The 14,653-nt window shown below is 65.0% G+C and carries 16 protein-coding genes; 8 read left to right on the top strand and 8 right to left on the bottom strand.

The window, feature by feature from the left end; all coding sequences use genetic code 11:
• Positions 1–16: 16 nt before the first annotated feature.
• Positions 17–1,006: a hydroxyacid dehydrogenase gene (locus AC0L21_RS26475; protein WP_473264673.1), complete on the top strand. Its 990-nt coding sequence runs from the start codon at positions 17–19 to the stop codon at positions 1,004–1,006.
• A gap of 186 nt (positions 1,007–1,192) precedes the next feature.
• Positions 1,193–1,690 (top strand): hypothetical protein, encoded by a 498-nt coding sequence (locus AC0L21_RS26470; protein WP_027517997.1) that lies wholly within the window; start codon positions 1,193–1,195, stop codon positions 1,688–1,690.
• A 33-nt stretch (positions 1,691–1,723) separates the two neighbouring features.
• Here the strand turns inward: AC0L21_RS26470 and AC0L21_RS26465 are convergent, their stop codons facing one another.
• A complete protein-coding gene (locus AC0L21_RS26465; RefSeq protein WP_473264712.1) occupies positions 1,724–2,221 on the bottom strand; it encodes a DUF1993 domain-containing protein in 498 nt (165 codons plus the stop codon).
• 138 nt (positions 2,222–2,359) lie between these two features.
• Here AC0L21_RS26465 and AC0L21_RS26460 point away from each other — a divergent pair, with 138 nt between their 5' ends.
• The 3 genes from AC0L21_RS26460 (at position 2,360) to AC0L21_RS26450 (ending at position 4,759) form a co-directional block, all read left to right on the top strand.
• Complete coding sequence (locus AC0L21_RS26460; protein ID WP_473264672.1) at positions 2,360–3,142, top strand: transporter substrate-binding domain-containing protein; 783 nt, start codon at positions 2,360–2,362, stop codon at positions 3,140–3,142.
• A 172-nt stretch (positions 3,143–3,314) separates the two neighbouring features.
• The gene (locus AC0L21_RS26455) at positions 3,315–4,229 is read left to right on the top strand and encodes a DUF2147 domain-containing protein (RefSeq protein WP_473264671.1); all 915 of its coding nucleotides are present in this window, start codon (positions 3,315–3,317) and stop codon (positions 4,227–4,229) included.
• A gap of 179 nt (positions 4,230–4,408) precedes the next feature.
• Entirely contained in the window at positions 4,409–4,759 is a 351-nt protein-coding gene (locus AC0L21_RS26450; protein WP_007590916.1) for a hypothetical protein, read from the top strand.
• Between the two features lie 62 nt (positions 4,760–4,821).
• On the opposite strand, the gene AC0L21_RS26445 is transcribed toward AC0L21_RS26450, so the two are convergent.
• Positions 4,822–5,226 (bottom strand): (R)-mandelonitrile lyase, encoded by a 405-nt coding sequence (locus AC0L21_RS26445; RefSeq protein ID WP_473264670.1) that lies wholly within the window; start codon positions 5,224–5,226, stop codon positions 4,822–4,824.
• Positions 5,227–5,251: 25 nt separating this feature from the next.
• Positions 5,252–5,950: a ribonuclease activity regulator RraA gene (locus AC0L21_RS26440; RefSeq protein ID WP_007590912.1), complete on the bottom strand. Its 699-nt coding sequence runs from the start codon at positions 5,948–5,950 to the stop codon at positions 5,252–5,254.
• Between the two features lie 247 nt (positions 5,951–6,197).
• Here AC0L21_RS26440 and pxpB point away from each other — a divergent pair, with 247 nt between their 5' ends.
• Genes pxpB through AC0L21_RS26425 form a run of 3 tightly spaced genes read left to right on the top strand, consistent with a single transcriptional unit; the run spans position 6,198 to position 8,766 of the window.
• Complete coding sequence (gene pxpB, locus AC0L21_RS26435) at positions 6,198–6,929, top strand: 5-oxoprolinase subunit PxpB (protein WP_473264669.1); 732 nt, start codon at positions 6,198–6,200, stop codon at positions 6,927–6,929.
• The gene (locus AC0L21_RS26430; RefSeq protein ID WP_473264668.1) at positions 6,926–7,963 is read left to right on the top strand and encodes a 5-oxoprolinase subunit C family protein; all 1,038 of its coding nucleotides are present in this window, start codon (positions 6,926–6,928) and stop codon (positions 7,961–7,963) included. The genes pxpB and AC0L21_RS26430 overlap by 4 nt, the downstream gene beginning before the upstream one ends.
• Before the next feature lie 32 nt (positions 7,964–7,995).
• Positions 7,996–8,766, top strand: a complete 771-nt coding sequence (locus AC0L21_RS26425; RefSeq protein ID WP_473264667.1) for a LamB/YcsF family protein — start codon at positions 7,996–7,998, stop codon at positions 8,764–8,766.
• On the opposite strand, the gene AC0L21_RS26420 is transcribed toward AC0L21_RS26425, so the two are convergent.
• The 5 genes from AC0L21_RS26420 to AC0L21_RS26400 all read right to left on the bottom strand — a co-directional run bounded on the left by AC0L21_RS26420 (position 8,767) and on the right by AC0L21_RS26400 (position 14,597).
• The gene (locus AC0L21_RS26420) at positions 8,767–8,919 is read right to left on the bottom strand and encodes a hypothetical protein (protein ID WP_007590908.1); all 153 of its coding nucleotides are present in this window, start codon (positions 8,917–8,919) and stop codon (positions 8,767–8,769) included.
• Positions 8,920–9,119: 200 nt separating this feature from the next.
• Entirely contained in the window at positions 9,120–10,739 is a 1,620-nt protein-coding gene (locus AC0L21_RS26415; protein ID WP_473264666.1) for a sulfite reductase subunit alpha, read from the bottom strand.
• Entirely contained in the window at positions 10,736–12,514 is a 1,779-nt protein-coding gene (locus AC0L21_RS26410) for a NirA family protein (RefSeq protein WP_473264665.1), read from the bottom strand. The genes AC0L21_RS26415 and AC0L21_RS26410 overlap by 4 nt, the downstream gene beginning before the upstream one ends.
• Before the next feature lie 332 nt (positions 12,515–12,846).
• Positions 12,847–14,010 (bottom strand): CmpA/NrtA family ABC transporter substrate-binding protein, encoded by a 1,164-nt coding sequence (locus AC0L21_RS26405; RefSeq protein ID WP_473264664.1) that lies wholly within the window; start codon positions 14,008–14,010, stop codon positions 12,847–12,849.
• Positions 14,007–14,597, bottom strand: coding sequence for an ANTAR domain-containing response regulator (locus tag AC0L21_RS26400; protein ID WP_007610503.1), 591 nt, complete (start codon positions 14,595–14,597; stop codon positions 14,007–14,009). The genes AC0L21_RS26405 and AC0L21_RS26400 overlap by 4 nt, the downstream gene beginning before the upstream one ends.
• Positions 14,598–14,653: the final 56 nt, after the last annotated feature.

The raw sequence follows: 14,653 nt of genomic DNA, 5'->3' as shown, positions 1-14,653 counted from the left end.
CGCGCAGGTAGGGACGATGTCGACCAATAAGAAGAAAATCTTTGTCACGCAAACTTTGTCGCAAGGGGCACGCGTCCTCCTCACCCAGCGAGATGACATCGAGCTCATCGAGTTTCCGAACCTGATATCCGCCAGGGATTTCGAGGCTTTGCTGAAGAGCCACGCGCCGGTCCATGGCGTGGCGCTCGGCGCCACCGCTTTCGGCGAGACCGAGCTCGAAGCCTCGAAGGACATGAAGGTGGTGACCCGGATCGGGGTCGGCTACGACGCCGTCGACGTCCCGGCCCTCTCCCGCCGCAAGGTGCCGCTGATGGTCGCGGGCAGCGCGAACTCGCCCTCGGTCGCCGAGCAGGCGCTGTTCATGATGCTGACACTGGCAAAACGTGCGCAGGAGATGCATTCCTGCGTCAAGGACGGCAAATGGGCCGACCGCCTCGGCATGCTGCCGTTCGATCTCTACGGCAAGACCGTCCTCATCATCGGCTTCGGCCGCATCGGCACCCGCACCGCCAAGCGCTGCCTGGCGATGGACATGAATGTGCAGGTCTATGATCCCTACAAGGCAGCCGCAGAGATCAAGGCAGCCGGCTGCGAGCCGGTCGCCGATCTCGATGCCGCACTGCCGCACGCCGATTTCGTCACCATCCACTGCCCGAAGACGCCGGAGACCGTCGGCCTGTTCGATGCTGACAGGATCGGCCGGATGAAGCCGAAATCCTATCTCATCAACACCGCGCGCGGCGGCATCGTGAAGGAAGCGGCGCTGTACGACGCACTGGTCTCGGGCAAGCTCGCCGGTGCCGGCATCGATGTGTTCGAGGTCGAGCCGCCGCCGGTCAGCAACGCGCTGTTCGCGCTACCCAACGTCATCATGGCCCCGCATGTCGCCGGCGTCACGGTCGAGGCGGTGAGCCGGATGAGCGAGCAGACCGCGCGCAACATCCTGAGTGTGCTGGACGGCGATCCCATCCGGCAGAACATCATCAATCAGGATGTCCTGGGCTGAGCTGCTCTCCCAGGCGGGCGGTGCGCATTGGCGGGCGATCAACCGCCCGCCTTCGGAACGCCAGAATCAGTCCCATTTTGGTGCAGATCGAGCCCTCACTCAGCCTTAATCAAACCCGCGTAATAGGTCCGGCCGCGGCGGCAGTGGGACAGACTTGCCGGCCGCGTCGAGCTGGAGGATGGACCCTTGTCAGAGATCGACCCGACCGACCACGCGTTGGCGACCATCGCCAGCATCCTGGAGCACCCTGAACCCGTCCTCGTCGTACGCGAGACCGAGACCGTGCGCGAGACCGAGACGGTCACCGTGACCGAAATGGTGGTTGCCGGTGAGCATGGGGTCACCGACGAGCACCCTGTGGTCGACGAGCATCCGGTGGTCGAGGAGCAGCCCCTGGTGCCGGAGCACACCGACGCCGACGGCTACAGCAAGGTCGGCCCCGGGCCGATGGTGGCCATCCGTCTGAAATGGACGGTCCATCGCGGCGACGACGGCCAGTTCTACGTCCACGAGACGATCGGCGAGCAGTCGGTACCCGTGGTCAGCGGCCCGATGACCGGCGAAGCCGCGGTGCATTTCGTCGACGCGCATGAGGACGAGGCCCATCGGCGCTTCGAAGAGCTGCGCAGCGAAATCGCCGGCCGCAGCTCGCTCGCCGATTACGAGCGCAAGGGCGAAGCCTAGCGCGCTTTCGCGCGAAGGGGATGCCGGTTCGGCTTATCGTCGTCCGAGATAATCCTTCTTCACGAGCTCGACGCCTGCGTGCCGCAACAGGTCGTAGGCCGTCGTGACGTGAAAGAAGAATTGCGGGACGCTGAAGGTCAGCAGCAGCGTCCGCCCGGTGAAGGGCAACTCGGTCCCGTTCTTCAGCTTGAAGAAGACATTCCGGTCCGCCGCAGCATTTATCTCCGCGCGCGGCAGGCTTTCGATGAACTCGATCGACGTCGCGATGCGGGCCTGAAGCCCGGCCATGTCGTGCTCCAGCACCGGCAGCGTCACCGGCTCGCGGTCGGCCAACAAGGCCGCGGCGACGGTGGCATGGCGGCAGGCTTCGCCGATCTGTTGCGCCAGATCGTACATGTCGGGCGCCATGCGCATGCCGAGCAGGACGGCCGGGTTGAACTTCCGGGCTTCGGCATAGGAAACGCCCTTGTCGAGCAGTGCGGACAGATTGCGCAGATACGGCACGAAGAGTCCGACCGAGGCGTCATACATCGAGATCGTCACTTCAAAATTCCCTTCACTTCCGCCTCGCCAGCGACGGGCATCTGGTCTAAATCCAGCCCTCAAGACAGGCATCGAGTGCCGTACAATGACAGCTTGGGCATGGGTGGAAAAGAGATGATCGTTCGAATGACCAGTCGAATTTTGGTGACCTTGGCCGTGCTCCTGCTGGTAAACCGTTCGGCGCAGGCACAGCAGGCGGCGCCGTCCCGCCTCGACGAGATCGTCAAGCGCGGCACATTGCGCGTCGGAATGACCGGCGACTACAAGCCCTTCACCTATCTCGACAAGACGACGCAGCAGTTCAACGGCTTCGATGTCGACATGGCGGAAGCACTCGGCAAGGCGCTCGGCGTCAAGGTTGAATTCGTGCCGACGGCCTGGCCGAAGCTGATGAAGGATTTCGAGGCCGATCAGTTCGACATCGCGATGGGCGGCGTCTCGGTCACGCTCGACCGGCAGAAGAAGGGCTTCTTCTCCACGCCGATCATGCGCGAGGGCAAGACGCCGATCGCACGCTGTGCCGACGTCGGCAAATACCAGAGCATCACCGACATCGACAAGAAGGGCACCCGCGTGATCGTCAATCCCGGCGGCACCAACGAGCGCTTCGCGCGTGCCAACATCAAGGACGCCGACATCACCGTCTTCCCGGACAATACCGTGATCTTCGACGAGATCGCCAAGGGCAATGCCGATTTGATGATGACCGACGCCTCCGAGACGCGCTACCAGCAGAAGCAGCATCAAGGCGTGCTCTGCGCGGTGCATCCCGACAAGCCGTTCGATTTCTCCGAGAAGGCCTATTGGCTCCAGCGCGACATGGCGCTGAAGGCGTTCGTCGACCAATGGCTGCACATTTCCATGCAGGACGGCAGCTACAAGAAGATCTACGCCGCCTGGTTCGATTAGGACCGCGTCCTCCTGTCGCTTGGCCCGGCCAAACTTTGGACCGGCTCCGGTGTTATTGAACCCGCAACCGCCGGAGCACGACTCATACGGTGACAGTGATCTAGATCACTTTTTGCGATCGAACCGGGGCGTAAGCGTCGGTGCGGGGACCACCTGTTTCAGGAGATGCGAAATGAGGAAGCTGTTGGCCACGGCCGCATTCCTTTTGGCGAGCACCGCTGCGCAGGCGCAGTACACCTTCGACTATGGCGGGCGTACCATCCGCATCGATCCCGACCGCGGCACGGTGCAAATCCCCGGCGTCTACGACAACACCGGCCAGGGCAAGGCGAAGAAAACCAAGAACGATGCCAAGGGGGCTCCAAAAGCGGACCCGCAGGCACCGCAACAAGCCAAGGCTGACCCGCAGGCGCCCGCCAATCCAGCGCCGGCCCCGGCGCCGGTCACGGCGGCTCCGGCGGCGGAGCAGGCTCCTGTCCAAGCTCCCGTCCGAGCCCCCGTGGCCGTCGCTCCTCCGGCCCCGCCGGCGCCTCCGGCCACCACGGCTAATAACGCTCCGGCCGAAGACGCGCTGGTGCCGCCGCCTCAGCCGGCCCCGAGTGCTGCCCCGACGGCAGCCGCAGTACCGCCCGCACCGCCGCCGCCGCCCGCCCCGACCGTCGCAGCCGCGCCTCCGGCGCCATCTCCGCCTCCCGTCCCGGCGCCTGCGCCCGCCCCCGTTCAATCGGCTGCCGTCGCGCCGCCGGCTCCCGCAACCGCGCCCACGCGCGACCTCAATTCGCCGCTCGGCGTCTGGCTCACCGAGGAGAAGGAGGGCAAGGTCCGGATCGAGCAATGCGGCAGCAATCTCTGCGGCTACTCGGTCGATTCGAAATCGAACCAGAATGGCGAGCAGGTCCTGATCAACATGAAGCCCGGCAAGGACCAGAACAAGGACCAGAAATGGTCCGGCCGCATCCTCGATCCGAACTCCGGCTCGACCTATGATTCAACCATCGCGCTGAAGGGCACCGATCGCCTGCGCGTGCAGGGCTGCGCCTTTGGCGGCATGTTCTGCGGCGGCCAGACGTGGACGCGTGTGAACTGACTTCGGGGCGACACTCCGACCGAGACAAAGGGCCCGCAACGCGGGCCCTTTTGCTTTGGCCGCCAAATCGATTGCGGCGTGCGCGACATCACAGAGCCCGTCGCGCGCGTGACAGCCCTCACATCGCCAGTTCCGGGGCCGTGACACGATACCCGCATGATCAACCCCAGGGGCGTGTCATGAACGGATTTCGCAAGGCTCTCTTCGCCACCATCATTGTCATCGCGTTGCCGGCCGCACAGGCCAGCGCCAGCACTTTTGACGGCGCATGGAACGTCCGTATCTCGTCGTCGAGCGAGACCTGCGGTAACGGCTCGACCGTCGCAATCGGCATCAACAACGGTCAGATCGCCTCGAGCAGCGCCATGGTGACGGCGTCAGGCCGCGTCGCGGACGCCGGCAGCATCAACGTCACCTTGAGCACCGGCATCAAGCGCGCCGTCGGCTTCGGCCGGCTCAGCGGCACTTCGGGCTCCGGCACCTGGCGCGGCAGCATGTGCACGGGCACGTGGACGGCGGAGCGGATGTAAGCGCTCTTGTTCCGGACGAGCAGCGACGCAAAGCGTCGCTGCGCAAAGCCGGGTCACGCAAACTAGCCGACCGCTGCGCCATATTCCGCGTCGGTCACGGGCTCCAGCCAGGTCGAGAACACGCCGTCGAGCGCTTCCTGCATGGCGATATGGGTCATGCCGTTGGTCGGCGACCCGCCGTGCCAGTGCAGCTCGCCCGGTGGAATCCAGACGGTGTCGCCGGGACGGATCTCCCTGATCGGCCCGCCCTTGGACTGCACCCGGCCAACCCCCGAAATCACATAGAGCGTCTGCCCGAGCGGATGGTGATGCCAGTTGGTACGCGCGCCCGGCTCGAACGAGACGCGTGAGCAGTTCAGCCGCGCTGGGGCGGGCGCCATGATCACGGGGTCCTGCCACACCGTGCCGGTGAAGTGTTCCCCGGGCGCACGGCGTGTCGGCCGCGTGCCTGCAACAGTGATCTCCATTGGATTTACCTCGCTTCTTTCCCGATTACTTCTTGCTTGCGGCGTAGCGCGCCTTGGTCTCGGCGTTCATGGGATAGAGGCCCGGGAGCACCGCGCCATTGTTCACCTCGTTGACGATCCAGGCTTCCATCCGCTCCTGCTCGACACCTTCGTTGAGCACGTGCTCAAGCATCGCTTGCGGGATCAGCACACAGCCGTCCTGGTCGGCGACCACGATGTCGTTCGGGAACACGGCAACGCCGCCGCAACCGATCGGCTCGCCCCAGCCGACGAAGGTCAGGCCGGCGACTGACGGCGGCGCGGCATAGCCGTCGCACCAGACCGGCAGGTTGGTGCCGAGCACGCCCTCGACGTCACGCACGACGCCGTCGGTAACGAGTGCGGTGACGCCGCGCTTCATCATGCGCGCGCACAGGATGTCACCGAAAATGCCGGCGTCGGTGATGCCCATGGCGTCAACCACGGCGATGCAGCCCTCCGGCATCGCCTCGATCGCGGTGCGGGTCGAGATCGGCGACGACCATGATTCCGGCGTCGCCAGATCCTCCCGCGCCGGCACGAAACGCAGCGTGAAGGCCGGTCCCACCAGGCGCGGAAGACCCGGGCGCAGCGGACGCGCGCCGCGCATCCAGATGTTGCGCAGGCCCTTCTTCAGCAGGACCGTGGTGATGGTGGCAGTGGTGATGCCGGCGAGGGTCTTGCGGGCTTCGGGGGACAGCGACATGGAAACAGACGAGCTCCGGATGGGCGGGAAAGAACGCGCGCATCTTGCGGGGTGCGGGCCTTGCGTCAAGGCCCAAGAGGATACCAATCATGCAGGGCCGCAGCGCAGTTATGCGTCGCGATAACAAGGCTTTATCGCCTCCCCCTGCATTAATTTATTGGACTTGCGGGCGCATTTACGCGAAGCAGGAACAAGCGACGCTCAAGGCCGAGCCCGCGTATCTCCAGAAGCCCGATTTCGACAGCCCATGTCCGCGACGCTTCCCCCGCCCCGCCTGCTGCCCAGTGGCGACAGCGCCGTCACGGTCGAGTTCAGCCGTACCATCGACGACGACGCCAACAAGCGCGTGCTGGCGCTCGACAAGGCGCTCGCAGCAAGCCTGATCGAAGGCATCACCGAGTCCGTGCCGACCTATCGCTCGCTGCTGGTGCATTACGATCCCGGCAAGATCGGCTTCGACGCCCTTGGCGAAAAGCTGCTCGCGCTCGCCAGTCAGCCGCTGCCGCCGGCCACTAAGGCGCGCCGCTGGCGCATTCCCGTCGCCTATGGCGGCGAGCACGGCATCGATCTCGAGGACGTCGCGAAGGCGCTGAACACCACACCCGATGACATCGTCGCGCGCCACGTCGCCGGCGACTACAAGGTGGCCATGATCGGCTTCACGCCGGGCTGGTCCTATCTCAGCGGCCTCGACAAATCCCTGCAGATGTCGCGGCGGCAGAATCCGCGGCTGCTGACGCCTGCCGGCACGATCTCGATCGGCGGCATCCAGGCCGGAATCCAGTGCCTGGCAGCACCGAGCGGCTGGCACCTGCTCGGCCGGACGCCGGTGCGAACCTATCAGCTCCACCGCAATCCGACCTTCCTCACCGAACCCGGCGATCGCGTGACGTTTTTCGCCATCGACCACAAGACGTTCGAGGAACAGGACCGCGCCGCCGAGGCCGGCGAGATCATTGCCGAGCAGGTGGTCGCATGAGCCGGCTCGTGATCGCCAGCATCGGGCCCGCAAGTTCGGTCCAGGACGGCGGACGCCATGGCGCGCAACGCTATGGCCTGACGGTGAGCGGAGCGATGGACCGCCTGTCGCTCGCGGCAGCGAACACGCTTGTCGGCAACGAACCGTTCGCAGCCGTTGTCGAGGTCGGCCCGTTCGGCGCCTCGTTCACCGCGCGCGACGGTGCCGTGCGCGTCGCGATTTCAGGCGCGCCGCGCAATGCGGACGTCGCCGGCAGTCCAGTCGCCATGGACACATCGGTGACGCTGAAGGACGGCGAGACGCTGGCGCTGGGCTTTGCCCGCGGCGGCGCGTTCACTTATCTGGCGATCGAAGGCGGGATCAAGGGCGAGCCGGTGTTCGGCAGTCTCGCGGTCAACGCGCGTGCCGGTCTCGGCAGCCCCTACCCGCGCCCGCTGCAGGCCGGCGACGAATTCACCGTCGATGCCGCAAGCGGTGCACCGGAACTGCGCATCGAATTGCCGAAGCCATCGAGCGGCCCGATCCGCGTCCTGCTGGGACCGCAGGACGACGAGTTCGACGACGCCAACAAGGCGCTGTTCCTCGACAGCGAGTGGAAGATCTCGGCGACGTCCGATCGCATGGGCTACCGGCTGGAAGGTCCCGCGATCAAGCATCTGCACGGCCACAACATCGTCTCCGACGGCACGGTCAACGGCAGCATCCAGGTGCCCGGCAACGGGGCGCCGATCGCGCTGATGATGGATCGCGGCACCTCCGGCGGCTACCCGAAGATCGCGACCGTGATCACGGCCGATGTCGGCCGTCTCGCGCAGACATCGGCGGGAACGGCGTTCCGTTTCAAGGCGGTCAGCATGGCCGAGGCACAGGACGAGGCGAGGAAATTTGTGCAACTGATCCGCAACCTGCCCGATCGCCTGCGCTCCGCCGACACCGTCGCGCTCAACATCGAAGCGCTCAGCGATGCCAACGTCGCGGGCTATGCTGTCAGTGCCGTCGACGCCGGAACCTGGCAGGTTGCGGCCGAGCCGTAAACGACAAGACGACCAGAGATGGAGAGCAGCCCATGAAGACGATCGATCTCAATTGCGATCTCGGCGAAGGTTTTGGCGCGTGGGAGATGGGCAACGATGCCGCCATGACCGAACTGGCGAGCTCGGTCAACGTCGCCTGCGGCTTCCACGCCGGCGACCCTGATATCATGCGCCGCACGGTCGAGCTGGCGAAGGCGCGCGGCGTCTCGGTCGGCGCGCATCCCGGCTATCGCGACCTGCACGGTTTTGGCCGCCACCCGATTGCGGGCCTGAAAGCCTCCGAGATCGAGAACCTCGTCGCCTACCAGATCGGCGCGTTGCAGGCGATCGCGACCGCGGCCGGCCACAAGGTGACGCATGTGAAGGCGCATGGCGCGCTCTCCAACGTCGCCTGCGAGGACGACATGACGGCGAAGGCGATCGCCGCCGGCATCAAGGCGGTCGATCCCAGCCTGATTTTTGTCGTGCTCGCCAATTCGAAGTTGGTGAAGGCTGGCGAAGCCGCCAATCTGCCCATGGTGCACGAGGTGTTCGCCGACCGTGCCTACGAGGACGACGGTAATCTCGTCTCGCGCAAGAACCCCGGTGCGGTGCTGCATGACGCCAAGGCCATCGCCGACCGCGTGGTGCGCATGGTGCAGGACGGCGCGGTGGTCTCGGTCACGGGCAAGGTCATCAAGATGCGAACCGACACGGTCTGCATCCATGGCGATACGCCGGGCGCCGTCGACATCGCGCGCGGCCTGCGGCAGGCGTTAAAGGATGCAGGGATCGAGGTCGCGCCGTTCAAGCGCGGGGCGTGATCAGAACGGGTGCACCGACAGCGTGCCGAACACGATGGCAGCGATGACGGCGAAGGCGCTGTACATCGCGGCATGATGCACGCTCGCCCCGGTCCGCCGCGAGAGCGAGCGCGCGTAGAAGTGCAGCCTGGCTTCCGCCGATAGTTCGCGCATGGTCGATCTCCAACGCCCCATTTGCGGGATTATGAGGGATCAACCGGGGTGGCGGGCAAGAGAGCAGCGGAAATAGCGATGCGGGTTCTCTGAAAACCCAGCATCGCAGGAGCAAATTCTCTTCGCCTGCCAGTTCCGAGAATCTTATTCGTTCAAATCCGAGCCAGTTGGAACCGGCCCGGATGACGGTAGGATGACAGCTAGTAGACGTCAGCCTGGAACCGGCCCGTCTTCTTGAGCTCGGCGACAAAACTGACGGCTTCGTCGGTCGAGCGCGCCCCGAACTGGGCGACGATATCGACCAGTGCGCGCTCGACGTCCTTGGCCATGCGCTTGGCGTCGCCGCAGATGTAGAGATGCGCCCCTTCGGCGAGCCACGTCCACAGCTCGCGGCCGACCTCGCGCATGCGGTCCTGCACGTAGAACTTCTTCTCGCCGTCGCGCGACCAGGCCAGCGACATGCGCGTGAGCAGGCCCGAGGTCTTCATCGCGTTGAGCTCCTCCTGGTAGAAGAAATCGCAATCGCTGCGCTGGTGGCCGAAGAACAGCCAGTTCTTGCCGGGCGCGCCGGTCGCCTTGCGGTCGAACAGGAAGGCGCGGAACGGCGCAATGCCGGTGCCGGGGCCGACCATGATGATCGGCGTCTTCGGATCCTGCGGCAGGCCGAAATTATGCGCCTTCTGCACATAGACCTTGAGCTTCTCGCCCTCGGCGATGCGCTCGCCAAGGAAGGTCGAGGCGACGCCGATGCGCTTGCGCTTGCCGATCATGTAGCGCACGGAATCGACCGTCAGCGACAGCTTTCCAGGCGTCGCATTGTGCGAGGACGAGATCGAATAGAGCCGCGGCTGCAGCGGCTCCAGCGCCTCGACGAACGCTTCGGGATGCGGCCGCGTGCCTGAAAACTTCTGCAGCGCCGCCATGACGTCGAGCGTGGCGGCGTCGCCATCGGGATCCTCCCCCTGCGCCAGTGCCCGCGCCCTCTCGCGCTGCGCGCCGCCGGTGATGAAGGAGAGCAGCTCGAACAGCGTGTCGGGTGCCGGCGACAGCGAGACGTCGTCGATCAGAACCTCGCGCAGCGTTTTGCCGTTGACCTTGGTGGTGTGGGAGGCACCGAGCAACGCGATGACCTGATCGACGAGGCCGAGCTCGTTGCGGGCGAACACGCCAAAACTGTCACCGACGACATAGTCGAGCTTGCTCTCGGAAAGGTCGAACTCGACGTGATAGGTTTCCTTCTCGGATTTTCCCTTGTTGAGAAGACGGCGCGACAGGAAGGTCGCCGCAACAGGGTTGTCGCGCGAGCGGCCGGGCTCGGCGATCGTCACGGTCACGGCGGGGGCCGCGACTGCGTCGACCTTGTCGGACGCCTTGTCGCCAGCCTTGGCCGCCGGCGCCTTGTCCAGCTCTTCGTGCAGCGACTTCAGCATCCGCGCGGTTTCCTTGCCGCCGGGGACACAAAGATTGAGCCGCGCTTCACTGCGGCTCGCGATCGCCTCCGAATAGTCGTGGCAATTGTAGCCGCACTGCCCGCAATCCTGCTGCGCCATCGCCGCCATCATCTTGCGCCGCACGGGGCGCCCTTCGGCGAGCTTCATCCGATCGGCGATCGGCATGGTCTGGTCGTGCCATGGCGCTTCACCGTCGTCGCCGTCACCGGCTTGCATAACAGCGGCGCCCTGCTCGGCCGACAGCGGCGCGGCTGCCTCAGGCGACAGCAGCCCGGCAAAAAAGCCGTTCAGCCAGGAGCGCTGCGCGTCGGAGAACGGAGCGCTCGTGGGAATGATGTCGAGTTTCGGGGGAGGGCTGATCTGGTTCATGCGGACACCTGTGCATCGGCAAGCTTGCGCAGCGTTTCGCCGTCATGGCGGCGCGCAAAGGACAGGAAGGTTTCGTCGGGAGACGAGCGATGCGCGATATAAGCCTTGAGCAGCCCTTCGACCGTCTTCGGTGCGTCTTCGGCCTTGAGGTCGTGGTAGACCTCCTGCCCGACGTCGGCGTCAGGACCGAAGCCGCCGCCGGTGAAGAGATGATAGCCCTCCACCGTGTCCTCCTCGTTGACAGGCACGCGCGCCCCGATCAGGCCGATGTCGCTGATGTAATGCTGGGCACAGGAATGGTGGCAGCCGGTGACATGGATGTTGACCGGCTTGTCCATGTTGACGCGCGCCTCGCACCAGTCGCCGATCTCCGCGGCGTGACGCTTGGTGTTGGAGGCGGCAAAGCGGCAGCCGGCATTGCCGGTGCAGGCGATCAGGCCGGCGCGGATGTGCGAGGCCTCGACCGCAAGCCCGATCTGCTTGATCGCCGCGACGGCAAGCTCGACATTCTCGTCGCGCACCCCTGATATCAGCAGGTTCTGCCAGACGGTCAGACGGACATCGCCGTCGCCGAGGTCCCGCGCCACTTTGGCGAGGCCCCGCATCTGATCGCAGCTGATCTTGCCGAGCGTCAGCGACACGCCGATCCAGTTCAAGCCGTCCTGCTTCTGCCTGTGCACGCCGATATGCGCCATGCGGTCGGCGGCCGGCCGCGGCGCAAACGCCTCTTCCGGCACACGCGTGAATGGTGTCTTCAGCCGTTCCTCGACCAGCTTGAGAAAGCCGTCATGGCCCATGGCGTCGAGCACGTATTTCAGCCGCGCCTTGTTGCGGTTGGTGCGGTCGCCGTGCTCGATGAAGACGCGCACGATGGCGTCCGCAACAGCGGTCGCCTGCTCCGGCTTGACGATAATGCCGGAGTACTTTGCGAAATCCTTGTGACCGGTGATGCCGCCGAGGCCGAGGCGGAACCAGACCCCGGGCTCGACGCCGAAACCGTCCTTCACCTCATACGCCGTGAAAGCGATGTCGTTGGTCTCCTCGAGCACGGCGATCCTGCCGGCACCGTCGAAGGCGACGTTGAACTTGCGCGGCAAGCCATACAACGAGCGATCGTTCAGGATGTGGTAGTGCCACTCGCGCGCATAAGGCCGTGTGTCGATCAGCTCCTGCGGATCGATGCCTGCCGTCGGCGTTCCCGTCACGTTGCGGATGTTGTCCGCGCCGGAGCCGCGCGAACACAGGCCGAGGTCCTGAATGCCCTCGATCAGATTCACGGCGTTCTTCGGCGGGATCTCGCGAAGCTGAAGATTGGCGCGCGTCGTGACGTGGCTATAGGGCCCGCACGTTTCATCGGCGAGATCGGCAACGCCGGCCAGCTGCCAGTGCTTCATGATGCCGTTCGGAATGCGCAGACGGCACATGTAGGAGTCCTGCGTCGGCGCGACATAGAAGATGCCGTAATAGCGCCAGCGGAAATTGTCTGCCGGGCTCGGCGGCGTATTGTCGAGCGCCTGCTGGCGGAGACGCGGATAGGCATCGAAGGGATGCTCGTCGCGCTTGACCTTCTCCTGGTCGGCGAGCTTCTTGCCCGCGGCGATGACCTTGTCCTGCGCCTTGATGTGCACGGCATCGGGACCGGTCGGCTCGGCGCTCGCCTTGCCGGCGCCGCCGAGACCGCGACCGACGCGGCTGATCTGCAGACCGGTCGTGAAGCCTTCGAGGTAGCGTTTCTGGTCGTCGGTAAAGTCGACTGAGACAGTGTCGAGTTTCATGGTCAGTAACGAAGCTCCTGCGGCCACCTGGGTGGTATCGACGGAAAGGGCACGACCCGCGAGGAGCTCGGCTGGCTCGAGAGCCGGCTGTGCGCCCAACGGTCCGATCAGCTTCATTGCTGGGGACTTGGCTCAGCAGGCATCTGTGACAGGCTGGCCGCACTGCAACATTCAAGTTGCGTGCCAGCTTTGACCGAATGAGAATGTTTGTAGTATCAGGTAATTAAGGGCGCCCTGGGGAACTCTGGGCTCTGGAACTCCTATGAAATTCGAGCAGTCGGCCTAAAATTTGGACTCGGATCTCCAGCGCTCATAAACGATGCAGGCCCGAATCACGCCTTCCAGCGGCCCACCTCGAAGGCCTCGAGATGCCCCCGGATATTGGCGGGATCGAAGGCCGGGCCGGCGAATGCGCCGAACGCCGCGGGGGCTTGGGCGGGCGGCCGGCGGCCGAGGGCGCCGTCGTAGAGATCGGGCCTGAACACGGCCATCGCCGTCTTGACGCCGTCGGGCGTCAGCGTCGTCTGTCCCCAGCGCACCATCTGCGCATAGAGCCAGGCGGCCTGGACCGGATCGGGGCGCCCTGCTTCCTCGCGTCCCACCAGAAGGTAGCTGCCGCTCTCGCGAAAGGTGCCGTCCGGCGAAACCTTGAGGCGTCCCGTGAGGGTGCGCTGAATGACTTCGGCATCGACGCCGATCCGCTCCGGCTGCGCCAGGATCCGCGCCGCTTCGGTCCGGTTTTCCGGATGCTCGATGAACTCGGCGGCTTTCACCGCCGCGCGCACCAGGCTCGCGACCACGTCCGGATTCTTGTCGGCCCAGACCTGGCGGAGCGCCAGGACTTTCTCCGCCGCATGGGCCAGGATGTCGGAAACGAAATGCAGGATGTGGCCGATCCCGAGATCGACCGCGATCGAATTCCAGGGCGCGCCGACGCAGAACGCATCGACATGCCCATTGGCGAGACTGTCGACCATATAGGGCGGCGGCAACACCACCAGCCGCACGTCCTCGTCGGGATCGACGCCGGCCGCCGCCATCCAGAACCGCAATTGGTAGTTGTGGGTCGAGAACGGGAAGGTCATGCCGAAGGTCAACGGATCGGCCCCCGCTTTGCGCCGCTTGGCGACCACGCGAGCCAACGCCTTTGCCGTGGCGAGCGGATCGAAGCGGTCGCCGTCGATCTCCTCCATCAGCGCGGCATGAAGCGCCGGCGAGACCGTGATCGCGTTGCCGTTGATGCCGAGATTGAACGGCGCCGCGATCGGCACCTTGACGTGGCCGAGCCCGAGCGAGGACGCAATCGCAACGGGCGCGAGCAGATGCGCGGCGTCGAACAAGCCGATATTAAGCTTGTCGCGCACGTTGGACCAGGAGACCTCGCGGACCAGTTCGACCTCGAGCCCTTCGGCCGCGGCAAATCCCTTGTCGACGGCAACGATCAGCGCTGCGGCATCGACCAGTGGAATGAAACCGATGCGGAGGGGAGCGGTCATTTCAGCATCTCCGACGCGGTGATGATCGACTGGGCGATCTCGCCGATTTTCTTCTTCTCGCGCATCGCGGTGGAGCGCAGCAGCACATAAGCCTCGTCCTCGGTGAGGCCCTTCACCTTCATCAGGATGCCCTTGGCCTTCTCGATGACCTTGCGATCCTCGAGCTGCGACTTGGTACGCTCCAGTTCCTCCTGGAGTTTTGCGAAGGCATTGAAGCGCGACACGCAGAGGTCGAGGATCGGCTTGATGCGCTCCTTCCTCAACCCGTCGACGATATAGGCGGACACCCCCGCCTCGACCGAGGCCTGGATCGAGGATGAATCGCTCTGGTCGACGAACATCGCGATCGGCCGCTTCACGGCGCGACTGACCTGGAACATCGCCTCCAGCACGTCGCGGCTGGGGTTTTCCAGATCGATCAGGATGATGTCAGGATCGACCGCATAAATACGGGCGAGCAGGCTCTGCATCTCGCTGATATGGACGATCTGCGTGAATCCGGCCTCGCGCAACCCTTCCTCGAGGATCGCAGCCCGGATCGGGCTTTCGTCGACGATCACGATTTTGGGCGACTGTTCGGCGCTCATTGCTCACTCACCACCAGTGATTCATCCATAGCATGCCCGCCGGCCACGCAAAGGGT

The organism is Bradyrhizobium sp. WSM4873 (genome assembly GCF_055811355.1).
Note: the sequence above shows the minus strand (reverse complement) of the source record. Positions and strands in the feature narration are given on the sequence as shown.

Bases quoted from the DNA above. Each gene is read 5' to 3' on its own strand.
- AC0L21_RS26410 (WP_473264665.1), bottom strand. From the start codon at position 12,514: ATGAAACTCGACACTGTCTCAGTCGACTTTACCGACGACCAGAAACGC.
- AC0L21_RS26460 (WP_473264672.1), top strand. From the start codon at position 2,360: ATGACCAGTCGAATTTTGGTGACCTTGGCCGTGCTCCTGCTGGTAAAC.
- AC0L21_RS26445 (WP_473264670.1), bottom strand. From the start codon at position 5,226: ATGGAGATCACTGTTGCAGGCACGCGGCCGACACGCCGTGCGCCCGGG.
- AC0L21_RS26465 (WP_473264712.1), bottom strand. From the start codon at position 2,221: ATGTATGACGCCTCGGTCGGACTCTTCGTGCCGTATCTGCGCAATCTG.
- AC0L21_RS26420 (WP_007590908.1), bottom strand. From the start codon at position 8,919: ATGCGCGAACTATCGGCGGAAGCCAGGCTGCACTTCTACGCGCGCTCG.
- AC0L21_RS26450 (WP_007590916.1), top strand. From the start codon at position 4,409: ATGAACGGATTTCGCAAGGCTCTCTTCGCCACCATCATTGTCATCGCG.
- pxpB (WP_473264669.1), top strand. From the start codon at position 6,198: ATGTCCGCGACGCTTCCCCCGCCCCGCCTGCTGCCCAGTGGCGACAGC.
- AC0L21_RS26430 (WP_473264668.1), top strand. From the start codon at position 6,926: ATGAGCCGGCTCGTGATCGCCAGCATCGGGCCCGCAAGTTCGGTCCAG.
- AC0L21_RS26400 (WP_007610503.1), bottom strand. From the start codon at position 14,597: ATGAGCGCCGAACAGTCGCCCAAAATCGTGATCGTCGACGAAAGCCCG.
- AC0L21_RS26425 (WP_473264667.1), top strand. From the start codon at position 7,996: ATGAAGACGATCGATCTCAATTGCGATCTCGGCGAAGGTTTTGGCGCG.
- AC0L21_RS26440 (WP_007590912.1), bottom strand. From the start codon at position 5,950: ATGTCGCTGTCCCCCGAAGCCCGCAAGACCCTCGCCGGCATCACCACT.
- AC0L21_RS26415 (WP_473264666.1), bottom strand. From the start codon at position 10,739: ATGAACCAGATCAGCCCTCCCCCGAAACTCGACATCATTCCCACGAGC.
- AC0L21_RS26405 (WP_473264664.1), bottom strand. From the start codon at position 14,010: ATGACCGCTCCCCTCCGCATCGGTTTCATTCCACTGGTCGATGCCGCA.
- AC0L21_RS26475 (WP_473264673.1), top strand. From the start codon at position 17: ATGTCGACCAATAAGAAGAAAATCTTTGTCACGCAAACTTTGTCGCAA.
- AC0L21_RS26455 (WP_473264671.1), top strand. From the start codon at position 3,315: ATGAGGAAGCTGTTGGCCACGGCCGCATTCCTTTTGGCGAGCACCGCT.